The organism is Actinophytocola sp. (assembly GCF_035942955.1).
In the GTDB taxonomy this organism is placed as follows: domain Bacteria; phylum Actinomycetota; class Actinomycetes; order Mycobacteriales; family Pseudonocardiaceae; genus DASYTH01.
On record NZ_DASZCQ010000224.1, the window covers coordinates 25,903 to 47,466 of the forward strand.

Below are 21,564 nucleotides of genomic sequence, written 5' to 3' on the forward strand. Positions count from 1 at the left end.
ATTGGTTGCCGTGACGGCTACCGACACCCACCGGGCGATCGACGCGGTGTGGCGGATCGAGTCGGCGAAGGTGATCGCCTGCCTGGTCCGCATGGTGCGCGACCTCGGCCTCGCCGAGGAACTGGCCCAGGATGCCCTGGTCCAGGCGCTTGAGCAGTGGCCGGAGTCGGGCGTGCCGCGCAACCCGGGCGCCTGGCTCATGGCCACCGCCAAGCGGCGGGCGATCGACATGATCCGCCGCAAGGAGACGCTCGGCCGCAAGCTCGCCGAGCTGGGGCACGAGCTCGAGGTGACCGGGCCGGGCACCACCCCCGACTTCGACGCGGCCGTCGACGACGCCGTCATCGACGACGACCTGCTGCGGCTGATGTTCATCTCGTGCCACCCGGTGCTGTCCACCGAGGCCAGGGTCGCGCTCACGCTGCGCCTGCTCGGCAGCCTGACCACCGACGAGATCGCGCGGGCGTTCCTGATCCCGGAGTCGACCGTGGCCCAGCGCATCGTCCGGGCCAAGAAGACGATCGCCAAGGCCAACGTCCCGTTCGAGGTGCCGGAGGGGGCCGAGCGCACGGCCCGGCTGTCCTCGGTGCTCGAGGTCATCTACCTGATCTTCAACGAGGGCTACTCGGCCACCGCTGGCGACGACTGGCTGCGTCCGGCGCTGTGCGAGGACGCGATTCGCCTCGGCCGCATCCTCGCCGGGCTGGCGCCGCAGGAGCCCGAGGTGCACGGACTGGTGGCGCTGATGGAGATCCAGGCCTCCCGCACGGCCGCGCGCACCGGCCCGTCCGGCGAACCCATCCTGCTGCTCGAGCAGGACCGCTCGCGCTGGGACCGGCTGCTCATCCGGCACGGCCTGGCCGCGCTCGAACGCGCGGAGCGGCTCAGCGGCGCCACTGCCGGGCCGTACACCCTGCAGGCCGCCATCGCCGCCTGCCATGCCAGGGCGCACACCGCCGAGGAGACCGACTGGCAACGCATCGCCGACCTGTACGAGGCCCTTGCCCGGCTGACCCCGTCGCCGATCGTCGAGCTCAACCGGGCCGTCGCGCTCGGCATGGCCTACGGTCCCGCGGCCGGCCTGATGCTGATCGACACGCTGACCGCGGAGCCCGCGCTGCGCAACTACCACCTGCTGCCCAGCGTGCGCGGCGACCTGCTGGCCAAGCTGGGCCGCGTCGACGAGGCCAGGGCCGAGTTCGAGCGGGCCGCCACGCTCACCCGCAACGCCCGCGAGCGCACCCTGCTGCTCGACCGCGCGGCGGCTTTGGCTACTTGAGTAGCCCGATCGCTCAACCACCCTGCCCTAACGTGAAATGCATGGGCGACCTGGTGATCCGGCCGGCGGAGCCGGACGACGTCGGGGCGTTGGCGGAGGCGTTGGGACAGGCTGAGTTCTTCGCCGAGCAACTGGCGATGCAGGCGAACGGTCGCGGGATTCTCCTGACGGCGTGGAAGAACGGACAACCAAAGGGGGACGTGTACCTGCGGCTCGAGCCCGCGGAGGAGCCGGAGATCCGGCACTACTTACCCGACGTGCCGCTGCTCACCCACCTCGAGGTGCTTCCTGGTGACCGCAACCGCGGCATCGGCACGAAGCTGATCAAGGCGGCCGAGCGGCTGCTGCACGACCTCAAGTACAGGTGGGTGGCGCTCGCGGTGGAGGTCACCAACGTGGATGCCTCGCGCCTGTATCGGCGCCTTGGCTACCGCAGTTGGAACCGGTCACCGGTCATCTGCTACACGTGGCTGGCCAACGGCCGCGAGCGCCGCCCGGAGATCTGCAACGTCCTCGTCAAGCGTCTGGACGCTCGTCAATAACGGTCAGGCGGGCCTGCTTGAGCATGGCCATGGCCGCCTTCTCGTCGAGCCCATCGAGATGCCGCCGCCAGCGGGTCCGGTCGGTGCGCCAGGCCCGCAGGTACTCGACGCACAATTCCGGATCGATGCGCTGGCAGCGGCCGCTGGCCGCCTTGAGCGCGGCGATCATGCGGCTTTTCTCCTTGGGAGACTTGTCCAGCCGCTGGGCCCGGTCGATCACGTCGGCGATGAACTGCCGTCGAATGCCGAGGTAATACTTCCAGAATGCGGCGTTGGCGTCCTGAACCCGGCGGCCGTGGTCGAGCAACCAGTAGACGCCTTCCGCCAGGAGGTCACCGAACTCCTCCGACCGGGCTCGCTGATCGTTGGCGAACGGGTCGTACGGTCCCTGTTTGGCATATCCGGTGATGGCGGTCGGCCGCATCCTGACGTCGTCGAGCAGGAAGAACCAGTCCTCGTTGTAGATGTTGGGAAAGAATGACGTCATCGCGGCGGATCCGACGGCGAGCGCGCCGCCGCCGATAAAGGTGTCCTGCGGTCCTCCCACGCCGCGATAGGCGTGACATACGACGGAGTTGTCCGGCATTCCGTCGATCCACATGCCCACCGTGGCATGTGTGTCGAGCAATCCGACGGCGGCTCGCAAGTCGTCCGGATCCGAGATGAAGATATCGTCGTCGAGGAATACGATTCGGTTCCAGTTGACGAGGCGAGCCACGAGTAACCCCAAGTTGCGCTTGAGGCTGGTGTCGGTCCTTCGTTCGAAGATCGTCCCGGCCAGCAGCGCGGTGGTCTCGAACTTGGGCAGCAGCCCGTCCGGCAGCCGGTCGGTCTCGATGGTGGCGAGCTTGATGCCGGCGCCCCTGGCCAGCCTGGCCACCTCCTCCGGCTTGGACCACTTGCTGCACATGGCGACCAGCGTGCAGCCGAGCTGACCGGCCAGGTCGATGGCCGTCTTCATGCCGGCAGCCTGCCTGGCGGTCGGCACGATGATCGCGTCGAGCTTCGCCGATCCGCCTGGCACGACCTCCGGGGTGCTGAGCAGGTGCCGGTGTGACTCGTGGTGGAACGGGGACGCTATGTCGGCTAATAGGGGCTGCTCGACCGCACGGGTGGCGGTCACGCGTTTTTCTCCGGCCACTCGTGCAGCAGCGTTCCGCGCACGGTCCAGTCCGGTGTGACCACCGAGCCGTTGACGATGGGTACGCGGGTGACGATGCTGAGGGTGTCGAACTCGCTGAAGCGATGCTTCAGATATTCCTCGTTACGTCCTCGGAGTTTGGCGTCTGTCAATGCCCGGACGGCGCCGAGGGTGCCGCGTCCGAACATCCCGTTGCAAATTGTAACGGTACGCTCCTTATTGAACGGATTTGGTGCTCGGTAGAAGTGCGCGACGTCCTCGAGTAGTATTCTCTGGCCGCCGGACTCCTCGTGCAGTATCGGCTCGAACAGTGGATGTTCCTCACCGTTGACGACCTCGAAGCCGCCTATTCGGTCGCCCTCGCGCGCGACCTGGCGGACGGGAAACTCACTGCGATGCTGAAGGTGTGCGGTGACTATGTTCCAGTCGACGCCACCAAGAAGAACGAGATGTGTCGTGTAGTCGTCGGGAATTGCCGTGGCCGTGGTCCGAAAATGCACCTGAATGGTCGGGTTGACCGCCCGGATATGGCCGTGCAGCTCGATCAGGGCGTCCGGATCGGCATACCGGTACAGGTCGACGTAGTCCGGATCGTCGGGGTCGGAGTAGGGCATGTCCCGGCGCAGGTCCTCGGGCACCTCGGCGCAGACGATCACGACGTCCTCGAGGTCCGAGAAGTGCCAGAACTGGCCGAGCTCGTCGACCAGGGTGGCGCTGAGATCGTCGGTGCTGCTGCGTGCCGACCGGCTGCGCAGCTCGAGCAGCTCGCGTAGCAGCGCCTCGCGCTGGGCCCGCTCGTCCGGGGTCAGCTCGGCCAGGTCGAACAGGCGAAACGGCCGGCTGGCCACCGAACGCTCGGTGGCGAAGAAGGTGGCGTAGTCGGCCAGCCGCGTGTCCGAGGGCAGTGCCGGGTTCGTGGTGCTCTCCCAGGAGGAGATGAGTGGGCTGCTGGCGTGCTCCGAGTGGCTGAGTGCCTCGGCGAGCTGGCCCTGGGTGATCTTGCGACCGGGCCAGTGCCGTTCGCGCAGCGCCCGAAGTCGGCGGGCGAGGGCATAACGCGGATCATCTGACGACTGCACCGGACGTCGTCTCCCTTTAGTTAACTTCAGCGCAAACGCTGAAGCCCGAAGTGTACACGGAGCTGCTGGAGAGCGCGCGGGAGACGCGCCACCCGAAAGCGACCCGTCTCCCGCGTCGTCTGACCACGATCTGGGAGGTGGTTACCCCCCTCCACGTCTTGCTTGTGCTCACCGCGCGTCCTACTCTGAAGTTATCAGCAGCCTGCCATCAGTTTTACTGACTTCACTGAAGTTTCAGGAAGGCGAAAGATGATGATCTTTCGCGGGTCACCGCCGATGTAAGGAACTGACATGAACCCTGCCACATTGACGTTCCGAGCACTGCCCCCCGTGTCCCGGCGCGAGAGCAGGCGCCGAACCGGGCCGGTAGGCGAGTGATGAGCAGCCGGCCGGGACTGTCATGGGTTCCCTGTCGCCGGACCTACCGCTGCACCGGGCGATCGTAGTGGTAGATGTCGAGGGCTCGACAAGAAGGCTCAACCCCGCGAAGGCCCGACTTCGCCGGGTCATGTACGAGCTGCTGGAGAAGGCGCTGCAGAGCAGCGGGATCTTCGAGATGCACCGCGATCCGCTGATCGACCGCGGCGACGGCGCGCTGCTGCTGATCCATCCGGTGGACGAGGTGCCCAAGACGGTGCTGCTGACCGCGTTCGTGCCCGCGCTCAGCCAGCTGCTCGCCGGTGTGCACGCGCACCGCCCGGATCACGGCATCCGGCTGCGGACAGCGGTGCACGCCGGGGAGGTCCACTACGACGAGCGGGGGCCGTTCGGCGAGGCCATCGACATCAGCTGCCGGCTGCTCGACGCGCCGGCGCTGAAGGTCAAGCTGACCGCGACGGCGGCGTCGCTTGTGCTCGTGGTGTCCGACGACATCTACCGGACGCTGATCCGGCACCGCTACGCGGGGATCGACGACCGGACCTTCGAACCCCTTGTGCACCTGGAGATCGCCGGGCATCCGCACCGCGGGTGGGTGCACGTGCCGGCCGAGGCCCTGCCGGCGGCCTAGCGCCGCCGCACGTTGTTGGACGAGGGGGGAGTCCAGCGCACCCCGTAGGCGCGCCCGGGGGTCAGCTCGCGGAACACCGTGTGCACCTCGCCGGCGGCGTTGGAGGCGAGGATCTCACCGGTCGGTCCGGGATCGTCGACGTCGCGCTGGAAGGCGTTGGTCAGCCGCCACACCCGGGACGGCAGGCGTTCGCGTCCGAACCGGACCCACAGCTTGAACAGGTCGCAACGGTGCTTGGGGACGCAGACGTAGTGCGGCTGCATCTGATCGTTCTTGACCCGGTAGCGCAGCACGACGTCGTGGCGCTGGTGCTGGCTGAGCTCCTCGGGCAGGGCCAGCACAAGGCCGATGCGGTCGCCGGATTCCAGGGTCTTGTCCACCAGGGTGCCGCCGTAGAAGACGTCGACGCTGAGCGCGTCGAGATCGATGGGCTTGCCCCGGTCCGCGCCCGCGGTGAGGGTGACGGCCAGGTCGAGCTCGGAGACCCGGTCGCGGTCGGCGACGACGGTGCGCAACTCGAATGCTTCGGGGAATGGTTGGTCCAGGGCCACGGCGATGCGCAGCTCGGAGGTGTGCCAGCCGGTGGGGGACTGGCCGGGTGGGGCGGCCGGCGCGAGAATGCCGGAGCTGGCGGCCAGCTCGGCGATCCGGTCGATCCCCTCGTCGATGCGACGCCGGGCGGTGCGGTCGTCGCGGTGGATCTTTTCGGCGGCCCAGCGGACCCGGTCCTGGTAGAACGGCAGCCGGGCGTCGCGATCAATGCCGAAGGCCGCCATCAGCGCCACTCGCAGATCTTCCGGTAGCCCGCTCGCCCAGCTCTCCAGACTCTCGGACACCTTCCGGCGAATCTCGGCCGGGCCATCGCCTTCCGATACCCGGCACGCCGCACGAAGCGCGGGCCCGACGCGTTCACTGATCTGGCCCACAAACAGCCCGCGACCTTTACGGAGAGTCCTCAATTCGGCGACGAGTTTCTCAAATAGTCCCTCCATTGGGGTCCTCCGCGTCAAGGCCGATTGACCGAGCATGCGCTGAGTGTAACGAGGTCCGAGAGTTGGCACTTCGGCTGTCGGCCGTCCAACCGAGGCCCTTCCTTTCTGTCCAAACTTTGTCAAGTTACCGCGGGCCTGTCCATAGGCGTAGGGGTTCCGGTCCATTGATCAAGCTCCGACTGCGAGCGCTACCGATGTACCGCCGATCTCCGATCTGCACTAGGCCAAATGGCACGCATCGAGCATGCCGTCCGGCATCGCGACCGAGATCATTTGGCGGCGATGCTGGACGCCCTGGTGCTGGTCCAATCGGTGGAGAGATATCGATGAAGGTGGTCTTCACACTCGCAGTCGTCCTTCGGTTGGCCTTCTGGCTGTTAGTTCTCGGAATTGCACTGGGTCTGACCTTGGGGTTGCCCAGGATCGGGGCGTAGTCCGACGTACCCGGCACGCGCTGCCCGGTGCCTTTCCTCGGCCAGCACCGGTGAGCGCGGCCGGAGGGGAGGTGTTGAACGTGCAGATCCACCTGATCGTTTCTCGAGAATTGCTGTCGCTGGCCACCTGACGGGGACCGCGCTGCCGGTCGGCCGGGCCGCGGGCCGGCCGGCAGCTGCGTGACGCTATTCGGGGCGCGCAAAGCGACTCAGGGCCTCGAGGTCGGCGACGACGATCCGGTGCGGGTGCGTGGCCACGATCCGTCGCTTTCGCAGCGTAGCCAAGGAACGGGCGACGGCCCGCGGGGACGCCCCGATCCGGTTTGCGATGTCCCGCTGTGTCAGCGGAATCCGTAAAACGAACTCGCCCCGCTCGCGCACACCGTGTTGTTGTATGAGCCGCCACAGGCAGGCGGCCACCCGGCGCGGCACGTCCAGAGTGGCGATTTCCACCATCATGGCGTTGGCCTCGCGCAGCCGCTCGGACATCAGCTTGATCAAGCTCATCGCGATGCTCGGCCGTTCCCGCAGACATGCGGCGAACTGTTCCTGGATCAGCTGCATCGCGGTGACCGACTCCAGCGTTTGGACGGTCCCCATGCGCGGCCAACCGCCAAGCGCGGCCAGTTCACCGATCAGATCTCCCGGGCCGCGCAAGGTGAACAGGAAGTCGTGTCCATCCGATGTGGAGCAATACACCCGCACCCACCCGGACACGATCACCAGGACGTGGTTGCTCGGGTCGCCCTGGTGCAGCAGCAACTCGCCGGCCCGGTAGGAGCGGCGCAGGCTGCGACTGAACAGGAACTCCCGATCGGCCGGCTCGAGATATGTCAAAAGTGACCCGGTCGCCGATCCCCTGTGGTCCTCCACGTCGCCCTCAACGATTCACGGACATACATGCCGGATCGGGCGCTGGGGAGCCCGCCTCGTGGCCCTCGGAACGGGCTCCCCGGCGCACCTCCCTGACCCGCCGGTTGCCGTTACAGAGGGTCGCGATAACACCCAGTGAATACAAGGTCAGATCGCGGACAGTTAGCCAGGCACCGGACAGAACCGAGCCAAATCCGAGCCACTAGGCCGCGTCGTGGAACACCAGGCCCAACGTGTGCCGAACCCCGGAGCGCACGGTACTGACCCCGTGCCGCACCGCCGACGCCGACCACCCGCGCTTGGACCGCACCGGCCGGTCCCGCGTGGTGAAGATCAGCCCGTGCCCCTGCGGCAGCGTGGTCACGATCCCCCTCGACTGCGCCCGCGGCCGCTGCTCCACCAGCAGGAACTCCCCGCCGGTGTGGTCGACTCCCGGCTCGTCGAGCCCGATCACGACCTGCAACGGGAACACCAGCTCCCCGTACAGATCCCGATGCAGCGCGTTCCAGTCACCTTCCCCGTACCGCAACAGGATCGGCGTCGGCTTCGCCTGCCCGGAGTCGTGGCACATCCCCAGCCACTCCTCCAGGGTGTCCGGCCACGGCCGCGCCCACCCCAACCGCTCGGCCCAGTCCCGCGCGATCGGCACCAGGTGCGGGTAGAACGCCGCCCGCAGCTCCGCCACCTCCGCCGGCAGCGGATAGTCGAAGTAGCGGTACTGCCCCGCCCCGAACCGGTACCGCTCCATGTCGATCGTCGCCCGGAACAGCGAGCCGTCCGCATACTTCCCGGCAATGGCCCGGCACTGCGCCGCGGTCAGCAGCCGCGGCGTGAGCGCACACCCGAACTCGTCCAGCTCCTCCCGCACCGCCCCCCAGTCCGCCTTGTCCACCCGCCGCGTCAACGTCCCCATGACTCACACCAACTCCGCCTGCAACACTCCCTCGTGCACCAGCAGGAACCGCTTCGCCGGCACGCCCCCCGCATACCCCGTCAACGACCCGCCCGCCCCCAGCACCCGGTGACACGGCCGCACCACCAGCAACGGGTTCGCCCCCACCGCCGCCGCAACCGCCCTGACCCGGTCCCGCGGCGCGCCCACCCGCTCGGCCAGCTGCCCGTAGGTGACGCTTGTCCCGTAAGGAATCCGCTCCACCTCGGCCCACACCCGCCGCTGAAACTCCGTCCCCCGCTCGGTGTGCTCCACGCCGAACTCCCGCACCTCACCCGCGAAGTACCCGCGCAACTCCTCGGCAACCTCGCGCAGCGCGCCGGGCTCGTGCCGCGCCCCACCCGGCGCCACCCCACCCACCGACACCGAGTCCAGCACCACCACTCCGCCCGGCCGCTCCACCCCCACCAGAACCAGCCGCCCCACCGGGCTGTCCACAAAGGTCCAAACCTTCATCACAACTCTCCTCTTCTCCTTGTCTCCCCACCCAGTCTCCCCTCCCTCCCGCCCCACATCCTGCGGAAATCCGACACGACGCTCCCGCACCCCGACCGCCCCTCCTGTCAAGCCCCCACCCCTCGCAGCACCCGACTTATCCACACCCACCTCACCTGTCCACATCCCCGCCGAAGTTGATCTCCACTCCGGTCTTCGCCGGTAGACTGGCCGTGGGGTCGCCCCCCGTGGAGCGGTGGGGGCTGGGTAGGGGTGGGACGCGGAGATCAACTGCGGGGGCCGGCGATGTTCGGTGCCGGGCCGGACGCTTCGCGCCGGGCGCGGCACCGATCTACGCGAACGCGTCACACGGTGACCTGAGCGCGGAACACGCCGGGACCCGGTCCCGGCCCGGCGTGTCTCGCCGTCCGGTAGTCATGTTCCGCGCAAATGCAGCCGTGTGTCGCGTTGCGATAGCCGACTTTGGCCAAGCCCTCCGCGGAAGTGTCGGGGGCTGGGTTGGAAGTGCGCGGGGAAGATCAACCGGGGGCGGCGAAGTCGTCGACGTGCGTGGCCTTGAGCGCGGGGCGAGGGCGCGGGCGTCAGCGGGGCGATCGGGTTCGGGAGGCCGTGGGCGCCTGGGGGTGGCGAGGGCGGGCGCGCCGGAGATCGGGGAGGTGCGGGCGTGCGGGGTGGGGGTCAGGGATTGTGGTGTTGGGCGCGGTGTTCGTCACGGTCGGGGGTGGGGGGAGATTCTGGCGGGAGTTCCTCGTCGAGGATGCGGGTGAGCTGCTTGGATGCTCGGTGGAGACGCCACACCAGGAGGAGCGCGACGACCACTGCGAGGCTGATCCATAACATGGTCATGGGGTCAACTCGCTTGGCTCGGCTCGTGATCTTATTACGTGCACGGTAACCCTTTTCGGCGTCAATGGTGGACACCCATCTAGCCGAACTCGTACACCCTATCGGACGTATTTCAGTTGCAATTTAACACCTTGCGTCATCGGCGGCGGGGCAGGGTTTCCCGCGCGGCGAGCCAGGGGAGGACGGCGAGCAGGTAGAGCGCGCCGGTCACGCCGAAGGCGTAGCCGAAGGAGAGCTGATCGGCGAGCAGGCCTGCGACGAACGGGCCAAGCACGGCGCCGACGTCGAGGGTCATCTGGAACACGGCGAGGACCTGCCCGCCGCGGGTGTCGCTGCCGATGATGTCGGCCACGGCGGCCTGTTGCGGCGGCGCCAGGAGCCCGGTGCCGAACGCCGCGATGACGGTGGCGAGCAGGAACGCCGGCACCGAGGACGTGAAGCCGACCCAGATCGTGCCGAAACCGGCAAGCACCAGGCCAAACAGCACGATCGGCTTTCGGCCGAGCGAGTCGGAAAGCTTTCCAGAAAGCAACAGCATGACCACGTTGCCGGCGCCGAACACGGCGAACGCGGTGCCGGCGAATGCGTCCTCGCGGTGCAGCACCTCGGTGATGAACAGCGGGGTCAGCGCCATTCGCACGCCGAACGCGGTCCACCCGTTGGCGAAGCTGGAGATCAGCGACGCCACGTAGGTGCGGTGCCGCAGCGTCTCGCGCAGGCTGGCGACCGGCACGTCGTCCTCGCCGTCGGTCGCGGCCAGCGTGGAGTGCCGCAGGAACAGCCACACGATGGCCATCGCGACCAACAACGACGCCGCGTACACCACGAACGGCGCGCGCAGCGAGATGGCGATCAGCCCACCGCCGATCAGCGGGCCGAGCACGTTGCCGAGCAGGAAGCTGGTGCCCCACAGCCCGGACGCCCGGCCGCGCAGGGGCGCCGGGGTGAGCCGGATCATCAGGCCGATCGCCGACACCGTGAACATGGTGGACCCGATGCCGGACAGCGTGCGGAGCGTGACGAGCTGCCAGTACGCGGTGGCGAGCGCGCACATGCCTGTGGTGATCGCCACAATCGCGAGCCCGGCAAGGTAGACCCGCTGCTCGCCGAGGAGGGTCACCAGCCGCCCGCTCATCGGCGCGAACAGCAGCCGGGCCACGGCGAACGCGCTGACCACGACGGAGGCGGCGGTCACGCTGACGTCGAAGCCGCGGGCGAACGTCGGCAAGGCCGGTGCCACCAGGGCGTATCCGAGCGCGATGGCCAGGTTCGCGGCGACGAGGATCCACACCTCGCGGGGCAGCCGGGCACGGGTGGACGACGACAACGTCAGCCCAGTCGCCGTACTCACCGGTGGCCACCTCCGATCGCCTCAACCACCCCGCAGCCAGCCGCATTCCCGGGCCTGAGTCCACAATGGACAAAGGGCCCTGCCTTTTTCGCGGTTCCTCGTGTATACAGGCCGGCATGTGGCCACGGACCTTGACGGGCGCGCTGGCCGCCTTCGTGCTGCTCACCGGGGGTTCGGCGAGCGCGGAGCGGCAGCCGGACAACCTGGCGTTCGTCGACGCCGCCGAGACGGCATCGGCCGTGGCGACGGCCAGCTCCGCACTTTCGGAGGTGCTGTCGTACCACCACGAGAAGCTCGACGAGAACGCCGAGCTGGTCAAGGCGAACGGCACCGAGCGGTACGTCGCGGCGCACACCGAGCAGCTGGACCAGGTCCGCACGACGATCACCCGCCAGCAGCAGGAGGTCGTCACCACGGTGGTCGGCGTCGGCGTCCGCGACCTACGCGCCGACACCGCGCGGCTGCTGGTCTTCCTCGACCAGAAGACGACCCGCGGCGACAACAACCGCACGACCGTCGCCGGATCCGCCGTGGTCGTGGAGCTTCGCCTGGTGGACAAGGCGTGGAAGCTCGACAGCGTCAGCGATGCGGCGGCCCAATGAGCGAGCCGGGCGACAGACGGGAAACAACCGAAGACCGCGAGGAGCGCCGGGAGCGGACCTGGCTGCTGGCCGGCGCTCTCATCGGTGCGCTGGCGGCCGGCCTGCTGCTCGCGGTGTTTCTGGTGATCGGCAACGCGGGCGCCCCCTCGCCCGGCAGCCGCCCGGCCACCAGCTCGGGCTCGAGCATTCCGCCCGTCGTCGGGGTGCGCGACGAGTCGCTGGCCGCCGCCGAGCAGGCCGCCGTCGTGCTGAACACCCTGGACTTCCGCACGGTCGAGCAGGGGCTCGACGCCTGGGAGAAGATCGCCACCACGCCCCTGCTCGAGGAGCTACGGGCCAAGCGCGCGGAAACGGCCGCGGAGGTCCAACGCGCCCGGACCGCGACCTCCGCCAAGGTCCTCTCCGCCGCCGTCGCCAAGATCGCAATTGACAACTCGGGCACCGAGGTGCTGCTCCTCGTCGAGGTCACCACGACCGACGCCAAGGGCGCCGCCACCGTGACCCAGGTTCGGGAAAAGCTCGGCATGCTCGCGACCGGCCAAGGCTGGCAGGTCACCTCCCGCGTCGTGGTCGAACCGGCCGGCTGAACCGCCAGTTGTCCACACCCGGTCCACTTATCCACACCCACACCCCAGTCAAGATCAACTTTCCGCCTCGGCCGGTAAACTGCCCACGAACCCACCCCCCACCCCAGACGGGGTGGGGGCTGAGTGGGGATCGGGGGAAGATCGTCTTGTGGAAACGGCGGCCGACAGGACCGGGATTGGGCGATCATGCCGGCGTTGCGGTGCCATGCCCGGCCCTGTCGGGCAGGCGAAGGGCTCCGGCGAGGCTGGGCTACCGCAACGCGACACACGGCTGCACGAAGGCGGAACACGGCTGCACGAAGGCGAGACACGCCGGGCGGGGACCGGGATCCCGGGGGCGTGTCTCGCGCTCGGGGAGCCGTATGACGCGTTCGTGCAGGTGAGGGATGCGGCCTTGGCACCATCCTCGGGGCGAGATCAGCCGATGTCTCGTTGGCGGAAGCCGGTGAGGCCGGCGGCGAGTGCGACGGCGGTGAGGCCGGTCAGCCACAGTAGTGGCGTGGCGGTGAGCTCGTGGCCGGGGATTCGCGGGATGTGGGCGAACGGGGACAGGTCCAGGATGGCCTGGTTGAGTTGCATGACCGGGCCGAACCAGGACAGCAGCAGGAACACGGCGAGCAGGGCCCAGACGGCGGTGGCGAACCGTGGCAGGAGTCCGAAGAGGACAATTGCGAGCGAGGTGACCAGCCAGGCGGCGGGCAGTTGGGCTACCGCACCTTCGAGCACGGACGGGACCTGGCCGGAGACGTCGCCGACGCGCAGACCGTGGGTGAGGCCGAGGAAGAAGCCCCCGGCCAGGAGCAGCGCGGCCGTGCCGAGCAGGCCGAACGCCAGGTGGCTGGCCGTCCAGCGGAGCCGGCCGACGCCGGTGGCCAGCAGTGGCTCGACGCGGAATGCCGTTTCCTCGGAACGCATCCGGAGGGTGGCCTGCACGCCGTAGACGGCGGCGAGCATGCCGAACAGGCCGGTCATCGACGCCAGGAACGCATCGACGAGGCCGCTGACGCCGCCCATGCGCGCCAGGATGTCGCGGACCTGCTGGCTGTCGCCGACGACGTCGCCGATGCCGTTGGCGATCGAGCCGAACACGGCGCCAACCAGGGCAAGGCCGATGAGCCAGCCGATGAGCGAGCCGCGCTGCAGGCGCCAGGCAAGGCCGAGCGGACCGCTCAGGGCCGCGGGCGCGCGGGGCGAGCCGAGCCGGGCGGGGAGCAGGCCGGCGCCGATGTCCCTGCGGGGCAACAGAACGAAGGCCGCGGACGCCACGGCGACGGTGAACGCGAGCGCCAAGCCCAGCACCCACCAGCGTTCCCCGGCGTACGGCCGGATGTGCGTGGCCCAGCCGAGTGGCGACAGCCAGGACAGCCAGGTGGCGCTGCTGGAGTCGCCGACCGCGCGGAGCAGGAACGCGACGCCGAGCGCGGCGGACGCGATTCCGTTGGCGGTGCGGGAGTATTCGGTCAGCTGCGCGGCGACCGCGGCCACCGCGGTGAAGACGAGGCCGGCGGACGCGACGCCGAGTCCCAGCGCGAACGCCCCGCCGGCGCCAAGCCCGGCGCCGATGAGCATCAGCGCCAGCAGGACGCCGGTGACGAGGCTGTAGCCGGCGGCGACGAGCACCCCGGCGGTCAGCGCCGCGTACCGGCCGACCACGGTCGAGCCGATCAGCTCGAGCCGGCCGGTGTCCTCCTCGGCGCGGGTGTGCCGGGTGACGGTGAAGATCGCCACCAGCGACACGAACACGGCCATCAGCAGGCCATAGCGCCACGCGGTCCAGCCGCCGGCCGTGGTCAGGTCGAACGTCGGCCCGTAGACCAGGTTCACCGACGGGTTCTTGCCGCCGGCCGCCAGCGACGCCCGGTCGGCCGGGGTCGGGTAGAACTGCTCGTACGCCCGTGCGCCGGAGGACGGGATCACCGCGAACAGGATCGTCCAGATCGGCAGGATGATCCGGTCCCGGCGCAGCGCGAGGCGCACCAGGTGACGGGTTCCCACGAGCGCGGTCATCGGGCCGCACCTACCTTCTCGCCGGCGAGCTCGTCGGCGTAGTGCCGGAGGAACAGCTCCTCTAGCGTGGGCGGCGTGCTGGTCAGGCTGCGCACGCCGACCTGGGTGAGCTGGCGCAGCACGGCGTCCAGCGCGTGGCTGTCGACGTCGAAGCGGACCTTGGTGCCGTCCACATGAAGGTCGTGCACATGGTCCAAGGTGGACAGACCGTCGGGCGTGCCGGCCAGCTCGGCGGAGATCGTGGTCCGGGTGAGGTGGCGCAGCTCGGACAGCGTGCCGGTTTCCACGGTGCGGCCCAGCCGGATGATGCTCACCCGGTCGCACAGCGCCTCGACCTCGGCGAGGATGTGGCTGGAGAGCAGGACGGTGCGGCCCCGGGCGTGCTCCTCGGAGATGCAGTCCTGGAAGACGGTCTCCATCAACGGGTCCAGCCCGGAGGTCGGCTCGTCCAGGATCAGCAGCTCGACGTCCGAGGCGAGCGCGGCGACCAGGGCCACCTTCTGCTTGTTGCCCTTGGAGTAGGAGCGGCCCTTCTTGCGCGGGTCGAGATCGAAGCGGTCGAGCAGTTCCTTGCGCCGCTTCTCGTCGAGGCCGCCGCGCAGCCGGCCGAGCAGGTCGATCACCTCGCCGCCGGACAGGTTCGGCCACAGCGAGACGTCGCCCGGCACGTAGGCGAGGTGGCGGTGCAGCGACGTGGCGTCCCGCCACGGGTCGCCGCCGAGCAGGCTGGCGGTGCCGCCGTCGGCGCGGAGCAGGCCGAGCAGGATGCGGATGGTGGTGGTCTTGCCCGACCCGTTGGGTCCGAGGAAGCCGTGCACCTCCCCGGTGTGCACCGTCAGGTCGAGACCGTCCAGCGCGCGGGTCTGGCCGAACGTCTTGACGAGGCCAGACACCGAGATTGCAGTTGTCATGATTCAGAAGCTACAGTCGATTCACAAAGTTGTGAAGTTAAGAAAGCGTATAAACTACTGGTCTCGCCCGAACGTGTGCCGAGGAGGTGAGGGTGACCAGCAGAGACGACGAGGCGGTTGCCCGGTTCGTCGAGCGGTTCGGCCTGATCATGGCGGAGTCGGGGATACCGAGGATGCCGGCCAGGGTGCTCGCCCGACTGCTCGTGATCGACAGCGCCAAGGCCACGGCCGCCGAGCTGGCCGAGTCGCTGCAGATCAGCCCGGCCGCGGTGTCGGGGGCGGTGCGCTATCTGGTGCAGGTCGGGCTGGTGCGGCGCGCCCGCGACCCGGGGGAGCGCCGCGACCACTACGAGGTGCCCGACGACGTGTGGTTCACGGTGTACAGCAACCGCGACAAGATGTTCGACGCCTACACGGCCGTGCTGTCGGACGGCGTGGCCGCGGTGGGTGAGGAGACGCCCGCCGGCCACCGGCTGGACATGACCCGCCGGTTCTTCGAGTACCTCCGCAAGGAGCTGCCGGCCGTCACCGAGCGCTTTCGGGCGCTGGAGTACGGCTCAGAAAGTCCCGCCACTCCGCAGCGGAGAAGGTCAGAGTAGGGCCCGAGATGTTCTTGGAGTCCCGCACCAGCACCCGAGCCGGTGCCTGAGCCACCTCGACGCAGTTGCCCTGGGTGCCACTGAAGCTGCTCTTACGCCAGCTGATCATGAGCCTCTCGATCCGAGTAGAGTTCCATCGCCAGGTTGGAGATGAACTCCCTCGATTGTCCCTCGGACAACGCTACGGCACCCAGTTTGGTCAGGATTGCCCGGTACGCGTCGATCTCGATGGGCACTTCCAAGAACAGGCTCGACGTTTCGCTCTCCAGGTAGACGATCGGCTTGATCTCCTTGAACTCCATCAAGCGGAATGATCCATTGATACCGGCATGGGCGCCGATGGCGGCCGGCACCACCCGCAGGCTGATCGACGGCCGCACAGACCATCGCAGGAGTTCGTGCAACTGCTCGGACATCACGGCCGGTCCACCTACCGGCAAGCGCAATGCGAACTCATGGATGTAGAAGGTGAACAGTAGTGGCTTCGGGCGGCTGAACAGCTTCCGCCGGCCCAGTCGGGCGCCAACCAGTTCATCGATCTCGTCTTGTGGCACGGTTCCGGCCTCTGTGATCAGCGCACGGGCGTATTCGCCGGTCTGCAGCAGGCCGGGCACCACGTTGAACTCGAACTCGCTGATCTTCGTTGCCTTGTCCTCGTGGTTGATCAATGTTCTTAGCTGCTTCGGGAGGCGTGCACCGTGGTGCTGCACCCAGCCCTTACGGTGCTGATCAAGGGCGAGCGCCATGAGGCGTTTGCGCTCGGCGCCACGAACACCGCAGATCGCAAGGAACACAGCGATGTCGTTGCTCGAGCCGCCGCGCTTCCCCGACAGCAGCCGGGAGACCCGGCTTGCCGACCAGTCGAGCTGGCGCGCCATCTCACTGGCGTGCAATCCAGCATGCTCCATGGCGCGTCGCAGTCCCTCGCCCAGCTCGCGACTGCGTATCGTGGGTTGGCGATCCTCCATAAAGGTGATCGTAAATTGTGTCCGACGGACAAGTCGCCAATTGTCCTCCGATTGGGCGATGCGGTGTCCGCGGTCAAACTCTTTGCTTGCGATCATGAGCACTCCACCGCTTCAAGTCGAGGCGTATCGGCTGCTGCGCGAGGATCTGTACAAGCATCTCGAGGAGGCCGAGTATCTCGCGACGAAGTACGAGCCGTGGTCGCCGGAGGACGGCGAGTCCGCCCGGCTGGTGATCGCGGATCTGGTCACCGTGATCCGCGCGATGATCGCCATGCACGACTCGCCGGACCGGGTCGAGCCGTGCGGCTGCCAGACCTGCGGCACCACCTGGCCGTGCCTCGCGCTGCGCACGATCCACCGGCTGATCAAGGATCCGGACGGGGAGTTCGTCAAGCTGGTCAGACGCCGCGAACCCTAGCGCTCCGCGAACCGCACCAGCCGCTTGATCAGCACCGACAGCAGCCGGCGCAGCCCGGCCCGGATCAGCGGGCCGGAGCCGCGGACCCGCTCGGTGAACCGGCCGCGCCACACCACGTCCGTCCCACCGTCGCCCCGCGGCGTGACGACGAACTCGGCGCGGTAGTCCCGGATGGGCATCGGCGTGCGCAGCACGTAGACATGCCGGCGGTCCTGCTCGTACTCCACCGTCTCCTCGCGCACGAACAGCGGCCGCAGCCCGAGCAGCCGCACCGCACCGACCCCGCCGGGCGCCGGGTCACCCTGACGCTCCCAGGTCGACTGTGGCACCAGCGGGCGAGCCCATTGCGACCAGCGGCTGCCGTCCGCCTCGAGCTCGAACAACCGGGCCGCGTCCGCCGTGCTACGCGCAGTGACCTCGAAGGCGAACTGGCGACCGTCTGGCATCTGGCACCTCCCGGCTCCCGGCTCGGCGCCGGTAGGTTGCGATTATGACCGCCAACGACGTGAACGCGCTCGCCGACGAGTTGCTCGACGCCATGTTCACCGCCGAGCCGATCTCCGCCACGCTGTTCGGGATCCCCGGCCACGACCACCGCCTGCCCGATCCGTCCGAAGAGGGCGACCGGGCCCACCGCGACCGCATGGCGGACATCGCCGACCGGGCGGCGGTCATCGACCCGTCCACATTGGACCCCGGGACCGCGGTGACCAGAGCCGTGGTCGAGCAGCATGCGAGGGCCACGCTGCTTGAGCTGGACGCGCGGCTGGTGGAGTACACGATCAGCGGCCTGTTCATCAGCCCGCCGGGGCACCTGATCACCGCGCTGCCGATGATCGCGCTGCCGGACGCCGAGCGCGGTCAGGCCTACATCGCCCGGCTGAGCGCCATTCCCGACTATCTGACCGCGGTCGCCGAGCGGCACCGGGCGGGCGTCGCGGCCGGCCGGCTTCCGGTGCGCCGGCTGGTCGACTCCGCGGTCGCGCTGATCGACCGCTATCTGTCCAATCCAGACACCGATCCGTTCCTGCGCCAGCAGATCCATGGCGAGCTGGCCGCCGAGCGCGAGCGGGTGGTCGCCGAGCGGGTCCGCCCGGCCTTCGCCGCGTACCGCGCCGTGCTCGCCGACGAGATCGTCCAGCACGGACGCGCCGACGACCGGCCGGGCGTGTGCTGGCTGCCCGACGGGGAAGCCATCTATGCCGGACTGTCCACAGTGCACACCACGACCGGCCGCACCCCGGAGAACCTGCACCAGACCGGGCTCGACCTGATCGCGGCGCTGGCCGAGGAGTACGCCGAGATCGGCTCCCGGGTGTTCGGCCTCACCGACCAGCAGGAGATCTTCCGACGGATGACCTCCGACCCGGCGCTGCGCTGGACCGACGGCGACGAGCTGCTGGCCGCGGCCATGGACACCGTCCGGCGGGCCGAGGAGGCCGCCCCGCGGTGGTTCGGCCGGCTGCCAAGCCAACCGTGCAAAGTGGACGCCGTGCCGGCGGCCGAGGCGCCGACCGCGCCGACGGCGTACTACATGATGCCGGCCATGGACGGCTCCCGCCCGGGCATCTACTTCGCCAACACCCACGAGGCCGACAAGCGCGACCGGTTCCTGTCCGAGGTGATCGCGTTCCACGAGGCCGTGCCGGGCCACCACTTCCAACTCAGCCTGGCCCAGGAGCTGACCCACCTCCCGCTGCTGCGCCGGCTGTCCCCGGTCAACGCCTACGCCGAGGGCTGGGGCCTGTACACCGAGCGTCTCGCCGACGAGATGGGCCTGTACTCCGGCGACCTCGACCGCCTCGGCATGCTCGCGATGGACTCGCTGCGCGCCGGGCGCCTCGTGGTCGACACCGGCATCCACGCCAAGGGTTGGAGCCGCCAGCAGGCCGTCGACTACCTGCGCACCAACACCCCGGTGGCCACGCTGGAGATCGAGAACGAGGTCGACCGGTACATCGCCTACATCGGCCAGGCACTGTCCTACATGGTCGGACGGCTCGAGCTGCAGCGGATGCGCACCGACGCCAAGGTGCGCCTCGGCGACCGCTTCGACATCCGCGCGTTCCACGACGTCGTGCTCGGCGGCGGGTCGCTGCCGCTCAACGTGCTCGACGGCGTCCTCTCCGCCTGGGACGGCAGCCCGCCTAGTTGATCGTGAACGTGGTCAGGATCTCCTCGGCCAGCGCGTCGGGCAGCCCCGCGGGGTTGCCCGGCCCGCCGGCGAGGTCGTTCACCACGACCAGCATCCGCACCCCGGACGGCTCGCCGTCCTTCTCGATCGGCACGCCGACGAGGGCCACCTCGCCGCTGGTCGCCTCGCACGCCGGCTGGCTGGGCGTGACGGTCAGCTTGACCGTGATGGACGCGGCCTTCGCGCCGCCCACCGTGGCCGGCTTGGGCTCCGGCACCTCCAGCTTCGGGTTGCGGTAGTACTCCTTGGCGAACGCCGAGGCGAAGTCGGTGACGGTCTTGTTCAGGTCGAGCGCGGAGCCGTCCTTGCTCTGCGCCTCGCCGTACGCGGTGAACCCGCGGAAGTACGTGGCGCCCTCGCACTCGTAGTTGCCGACCACGGCGCCGCGGTCGAACTCGACCCCGAGCCCGCTCGGCCGCTTCTGGGTGTCCTTCTTCCAGTCACCCGGCACCTGGTAGCTGGCGGCGATCGCGTCGATGGTGATCCAGCCGTCCTTGCCGCCCGCCGGCTTCTTGCTCGTCGGCGGCCTCCGGCTCGACGTGGGGAGCTTCGGCGCGGACGGCCTGCTTGACGGGCTCGACGTCGGGCCGGGCCCGGCCGCCGGCGACGGATCCTCGGAGCGGTTGAGCAGCACGATGGTCACCACCGTGCCGACCACCGCCAGGATCGCCACGATGCTCAGCACGATCGGCGCCTTGGAGCGCTTCGGCGGCGGGGGCTCGAACGCCGGCTGGTAGGCCGGATACATGGCCGTGCCGCCGTACTGGCCGTACGGATCCTGGTTGTACCGGCCGTAGGGATCCGGGTTGTACCCGCCGCCGTACGGGTCGGCTCCGTACTGCCCGCCCTGGCCGCCGCCGTAGGGATCCTGCTGCGGGTTCCAGTTGCCGTCCTGGCCGCCACCGCCGCCCTGCCATCCAGTCACGAGCACGAACGATAGCGCTGCGGTCCGAATAACGTGCGTGGTTGGTCTCGATTGGGTTAAGCCATTGCGACTCGTAACCCCAATGAGTGAGCAGGTCACGCCTCTGAGTAGAGTGCGCCCTCGCTAATCGAGTTGTGGTTATCCCGTAAGGGTTATCGAGCATCGGGCGAACGGAACAGGGAGAGACATGGGCAGTCGGGTGAAGCGGGGCCTCACCGTCCTGACGGGAGCGTCGGTCGCGGTGCTGGTCGGGGCGCTCCCAGCGAGCGCGGAACCGGCCACCGGCAAGGTCGAGGGCGGCAGCGCGGACGGGTACCACGTCAACCTCGGTGGCAGCCGGGACAACCTGCGCACCAGCCTGATCGGCTTCAAGCTCGACGACGGCACCAGCCTCAAGGTGTACTGCGTCGAGATCAACACCAACATCGACCGCGACGCCACCATGGTCGAGGTGCCCTGGGACAAGTACCCGAACCCGGACTCGCCCTTCCGTGAGCACAACGACAAGATCAACTGGGTGCTGCACCACGGCTTCCCCGTCGTGGACGAGGCCGCGTTGGAGAAGAAGCTGGCCGACAAGGGCGTCACGCTGCACGGCGGCCTCAGCGAGAAGGAGGCGATCACCGCCACCCAGGCCGCCGCCTGGCACTTCAGCGACGAGACCGACCTCGACGAGGACAACCCGCTGCCGGACGGCGATGCCGATGCCGACGCCGACGTGCTCGCCCTGTACGCGTACCTGACCGGTCCGGACAACGTCGGCATGGGTAACCACCCGACGCCGACGCTGCAGATCAACCCCGAGACCGCCAAGGGCGAGGCCGGCAAGCGCGTCGGCCCGTTCACCGTGTCCACCACGGGCGAGATCGTCGAGCTGAAGGCGACGGCCCCGGAGGGCGTCACGCTGACCGACAAGGACGGCAAGGAGGTCACCCCGGAGTCGATCAAGAACGGCACCGAGGTGTTCTTCACGGTTCCGGCCGACGCCGAGGCCGGTGAGGGCAGCTTCGAACTGACCGCCTCCGCGCACGTGGCCACCGGCCGGCTGTTCGTCGGCGAGAACTACGCCGACAAGCCGACCCAGTCGCTGATCGTGGCGCAGTCCGACAAGAGCACGCTGTCGGCGAGCGCGAAGGCCACCTGGACGGCCGCCGCCGTGACCCCGCCGACCACGACCAGCACCACGACGACCACCGCGCCGCCGACCACCACGACGACGCCGGCCCCGCAGGCCCGCAACACCGGCGGGCTGGCAAGCACCGGCGCGTCGATCTTCGTGCCGGTCGTGCTCGGCCTGGTGCTGCTCGGCGCCGGCACGGGCGCGCTGCTGTTCCTGCGCCGCCGCCGCCGCGCCTGATCCACATCCGCGACCGCGGCTCCCGCCCGGACTGCCCGGGCG

General features: G+C 69.0%; 22 protein-coding genes. 9 read left to right on the plus strand and 13 right to left on the minus strand.

The features are described 5' to 3' along the window. Position 1 precedes the first annotated feature (1 nt). Both VGX25_RS23150 and VGX25_RS23155 read left to right on the plus strand, forming a co-directional pair. Positions 2-1,279 carry an RNA polymerase sigma factor gene (locus VGX25_RS23150; RefSeq protein WP_326919979.1) on the plus strand — a complete coding sequence of 426 codons (1,278 nt, stop codon included), beginning with the start codon at positions 2-4 and terminating at the stop codon, positions 1,277-1,279. A gap of 41 nt (positions 1,280-1,320) precedes the next feature. Then, positions 1,321-1,821: a GNAT family N-acetyltransferase gene (locus VGX25_RS23155; protein WP_326919980.1), complete on the plus strand. Its 501-nt coding sequence runs from the start codon at positions 1,321-1,323 to the stop codon at positions 1,819-1,821. Here VGX25_RS23155 and VGX25_RS23160 read toward each other — a convergent pair. Continuing rightward, positions 1,796-2,809 carry a hypothetical protein gene (locus VGX25_RS23160; RefSeq protein WP_326919981.1) on the minus strand — a complete coding sequence of 338 codons (1,014 nt, stop codon included), beginning with the start codon at positions 2,807-2,809 and terminating at the stop codon, positions 1,796-1,798. The genes VGX25_RS23155 and VGX25_RS23160 overlap by 26 nt on opposite strands. A gap of 131 nt (positions 2,810-2,940) precedes the next feature. Beyond that, positions 2,941-4,041 (minus strand): XRE family transcriptional regulator, encoded by a 1,101-nt coding sequence (locus tag VGX25_RS23165; protein WP_326919982.1) that lies wholly within the window; start codon positions 4,039-4,041, stop codon positions 2,941-2,943. A gap of 400 nt (positions 4,042-4,441) precedes the next feature. Between VGX25_RS23165 and VGX25_RS23170 the strand changes: the two genes are divergently transcribed. Next, on the plus strand, positions 4,442-5,050 hold the full coding sequence (locus tag VGX25_RS23170) for a hypothetical protein (protein WP_326919983.1): 609 nt from the start codon (positions 4,442-4,444) through the stop codon (positions 5,048-5,050). On the opposite strand, the gene VGX25_RS23175 is transcribed toward VGX25_RS23170, so the two are convergent. From VGX25_RS23175 to VGX25_RS23195, 5 genes are all read right to left on the minus strand, one after another. Then, on the minus strand, positions 5,047-5,826 hold the full coding sequence (locus tag VGX25_RS23175; protein ID WP_326920000.1) for a hypothetical protein: 780 nt from the start codon (positions 5,824-5,826) through the stop codon (positions 5,047-5,049). The genes VGX25_RS23170 and VGX25_RS23175 overlap by 4 nt on opposite strands. A gap of 836 nt (positions 5,827-6,662) precedes the next feature. Further along, positions 6,663-7,349 (minus strand): Crp/Fnr family transcriptional regulator, encoded by a 687-nt coding sequence (locus VGX25_RS23180; RefSeq protein ID WP_326919984.1) that lies wholly within the window; start codon positions 7,347-7,349, stop codon positions 6,663-6,665. A gap of 202 nt (positions 7,350-7,551) precedes the next feature. Beyond that, positions 7,552-8,262, minus strand: coding sequence for a 2OG-Fe(II) oxygenase (locus tag VGX25_RS23185; RefSeq protein WP_326919985.1), 711 nt, complete (start codon positions 8,260-8,262; stop codon positions 7,552-7,554). Positions 8,263-8,265: 3 nt separating this feature from the next. Then, positions 8,266-8,757 (minus strand): methylated-DNA--[protein]-cysteine S-methyltransferase, encoded by a 492-nt coding sequence (locus VGX25_RS23190; RefSeq protein WP_326919986.1) that lies wholly within the window; start codon positions 8,755-8,757, stop codon positions 8,266-8,268. Between the two features lie 982 nt (positions 8,758-9,739). Next, positions 9,740-10,954: an MFS transporter gene (locus VGX25_RS23195; RefSeq protein WP_326919987.1), complete on the minus strand. Its 1,215-nt coding sequence runs from the start codon at positions 10,952-10,954 to the stop codon at positions 9,740-9,742. Positions 10,955-11,070: 116 nt separating this feature from the next. Between VGX25_RS23195 and VGX25_RS23200 the strand changes: the two genes are divergently transcribed. Continuing rightward, positions 11,071-11,556 carry a hypothetical protein gene (locus VGX25_RS23200; protein ID WP_326919988.1) on the plus strand — a complete coding sequence of 162 codons (486 nt, stop codon included), beginning with the start codon at positions 11,071-11,073 and terminating at the stop codon, positions 11,554-11,556. After that, the gene (locus VGX25_RS23205; protein ID WP_326919989.1) at positions 11,553-12,143 is read left to right on the plus strand and encodes a hypothetical protein; all 591 of its coding nucleotides are present in this window, start codon (positions 11,553-11,555) and stop codon (positions 12,141-12,143) included. The genes VGX25_RS23200 and VGX25_RS23205 overlap by 4 nt, the downstream gene beginning before the upstream one ends. Positions 12,144-12,560: 417 nt before the next feature. Here VGX25_RS23205 and VGX25_RS23210 read toward each other — a convergent pair whose 3' ends face one another. Together VGX25_RS23210 and VGX25_RS23215 are read right to left on the minus strand one after the other, a co-directional pair. Beyond that, positions 12,561-14,150 carry an ABC transporter permease gene (locus tag VGX25_RS23210; RefSeq protein WP_326919990.1) on the minus strand — a complete coding sequence of 530 codons (1,590 nt, stop codon included), beginning with the start codon at positions 14,148-14,150 and terminating at the stop codon, positions 12,561-12,563. Continuing rightward, entirely contained in the window at positions 14,147-15,061 is a 915-nt protein-coding gene (locus tag VGX25_RS23215) for an ABC transporter ATP-binding protein (protein WP_326919991.1), read from the minus strand. The genes VGX25_RS23210 and VGX25_RS23215 overlap by 4 nt, the downstream gene beginning before the upstream one ends. Positions 15,062-15,153: 92 nt before the next feature. On the opposite strand from VGX25_RS23215, the gene VGX25_RS23220 reads away from it, so the two are divergent. Then, positions 15,154-15,660 carry a GbsR/MarR family transcriptional regulator gene (locus VGX25_RS23220; RefSeq protein ID WP_326919992.1) on the plus strand — a complete coding sequence of 169 codons (507 nt, stop codon included), beginning with the start codon at positions 15,154-15,156 and terminating at the stop codon, positions 15,658-15,660. On the opposite strand, the gene VGX25_RS23225 is transcribed toward VGX25_RS23220, so the two are convergent. After that, the gene (locus VGX25_RS23225; RefSeq protein ID WP_326919993.1) at positions 15,587-15,769 is read right to left on the minus strand and encodes a DUF397 domain-containing protein; all 183 of its coding nucleotides are present in this window, start codon (positions 15,767-15,769) and stop codon (positions 15,587-15,589) included. The two genes, VGX25_RS23220 and VGX25_RS23225, sit on opposite strands and share 74 nt — an antisense overlap. After that, on the minus strand, positions 15,753-16,724 hold the full coding sequence (locus VGX25_RS23230; protein WP_326919994.1) for a helix-turn-helix transcriptional regulator: 972 nt from the start codon (positions 16,722-16,724) through the stop codon (positions 15,753-15,755). The genes VGX25_RS23225 and VGX25_RS23230 overlap by 17 nt, the downstream gene beginning before the upstream one ends. Between VGX25_RS23230 and VGX25_RS23235 the strand changes: the two genes are divergently transcribed. Next, entirely contained in the window at positions 16,723-17,046 is a 324-nt protein-coding gene (locus tag VGX25_RS23235; protein ID WP_326919995.1) for a hypothetical protein, read from the plus strand. The two genes, VGX25_RS23230 and VGX25_RS23235, sit on opposite strands and share 2 nt — an antisense overlap. Here the strand turns inward: VGX25_RS23235 and VGX25_RS23240 are convergent. Further along, positions 17,043-17,492 carry an SRPBCC family protein gene (locus VGX25_RS23240; protein WP_326919996.1) on the minus strand — a complete coding sequence of 150 codons (450 nt, stop codon included), beginning with the start codon at positions 17,490-17,492 and terminating at the stop codon, positions 17,043-17,045. The genes VGX25_RS23235 and VGX25_RS23240 overlap by 4 nt on opposite strands. A gap of 44 nt (positions 17,493-17,536) precedes the next feature. Between VGX25_RS23240 and VGX25_RS23245 the strand changes: the two genes are divergently transcribed. Beyond that, entirely contained in the window at positions 17,537-19,201 is a 1,665-nt protein-coding gene (locus VGX25_RS23245) for a DUF885 domain-containing protein (protein ID WP_326919997.1), read from the plus strand. Here the strand turns inward: VGX25_RS23245 and VGX25_RS23250 are convergent. Further along, positions 19,194-20,165: a hypothetical protein gene (locus VGX25_RS23250; RefSeq protein WP_326919998.1), complete on the minus strand. Its 972-nt coding sequence runs from the start codon at positions 20,163-20,165 to the stop codon at positions 19,194-19,196. The genes VGX25_RS23245 and VGX25_RS23250 overlap by 8 nt on opposite strands. A 187-nt stretch (positions 20,166-20,352) precedes the next feature. Here VGX25_RS23250 and VGX25_RS23255 point away from each other — a divergent pair, with 187 nt between their 5' ends. After that, on the plus strand, positions 20,353-21,522 hold the full coding sequence (locus VGX25_RS23255) for a thioester domain-containing protein (protein ID WP_326919999.1): 1,170 nt from the start codon (positions 20,353-20,355) through the stop codon (positions 21,520-21,522). Positions 21,523-21,564: the final 42 nt, after the last annotated feature.

What these genes read in the sequence shown, in the direction of transcription:
- VGX25_RS23155 (WP_326919980.1), top strand. Translation starts at nt 1,321, where the DNA reads ATGGGCGACCTGGTGATCCGGCCGGCGGAGCCGGACGACGTCGGGGCG.
- VGX25_RS23170 (WP_326919983.1), top strand. Translation starts at nt 4,442, where the DNA reads ATGGGTTCCCTGTCGCCGGACCTACCGCTGCACCGGGCGATCGTAGTG.
- VGX25_RS23175 (WP_326920000.1), bottom strand. Translation starts at nt 5,826, where the DNA reads ATGGCGGCCTTCGGCATTGATCGCGACGCCCGGCTGCCGTTCTACCAG.
- VGX25_RS23185 (WP_326919985.1), bottom strand. Translation starts at nt 8,262, where the DNA reads ATGGGGACGTTGACGCGGCGGGTGGACAAGGCGGACTGGGGGGCGGTG.
- VGX25_RS23190 (WP_326919986.1), bottom strand. Translation starts at nt 8,757, where the DNA reads ATGAAGGTTTGGACCTTTGTGGACAGCCCGGTGGGGCGGCTGGTTCTG.
- VGX25_RS23200 (WP_326919988.1), top strand. Translation starts at nt 11,071, where the DNA reads ATGTGGCCACGGACCTTGACGGGCGCGCTGGCCGCCTTCGTGCTGCTC.
- VGX25_RS23205 (WP_326919989.1), top strand. Translation starts at nt 11,553, where the DNA reads ATGAGCGAGCCGGGCGACAGACGGGAAACAACCGAAGACCGCGAGGAG.
- VGX25_RS23210 (WP_326919990.1), bottom strand. Translation starts at nt 14,150, where the DNA reads ATGACCGCGCTCGTGGGAACCCGTCACCTGGTGCGCCTCGCGCTGCGC.
- VGX25_RS23215 (WP_326919991.1), bottom strand. Translation starts at nt 15,061, where the DNA reads ATGACAACTGCAATCTCGGTGTCTGGCCTCGTCAAGACGTTCGGCCAG.
- VGX25_RS23225 (WP_326919993.1), bottom strand. Translation starts at nt 15,769, where the DNA reads ATGATCAGCTGGCGTAAGAGCAGCTTCAGTGGCACCCAGGGCAACTGC.
- VGX25_RS23235 (WP_326919995.1), top strand. Translation starts at nt 16,723, where the DNA reads ATGAGCACTCCACCGCTTCAAGTCGAGGCGTATCGGCTGCTGCGCGAG.
- VGX25_RS23230 (WP_326919994.1), bottom strand. Translation starts at nt 16,724, where the DNA reads ATGATCGCAAGCAAAGAGTTTGACCGCGGACACCGCATCGCCCAATCG.
- VGX25_RS23240 (WP_326919996.1), bottom strand. Translation starts at nt 17,492, where the DNA reads ATGCCAGACGGTCGCCAGTTCGCCTTCGAGGTCACTGCGCGTAGCACG.
- VGX25_RS23245 (WP_326919997.1), top strand. Translation starts at nt 17,537, where the DNA reads ATGACCGCCAACGACGTGAACGCGCTCGCCGACGAGTTGCTCGACGCC.
- VGX25_RS23255 (WP_326919999.1), top strand. Translation starts at nt 20,353, where the DNA reads ATGGGCAGTCGGGTGAAGCGGGGCCTCACCGTCCTGACGGGAGCGTCG.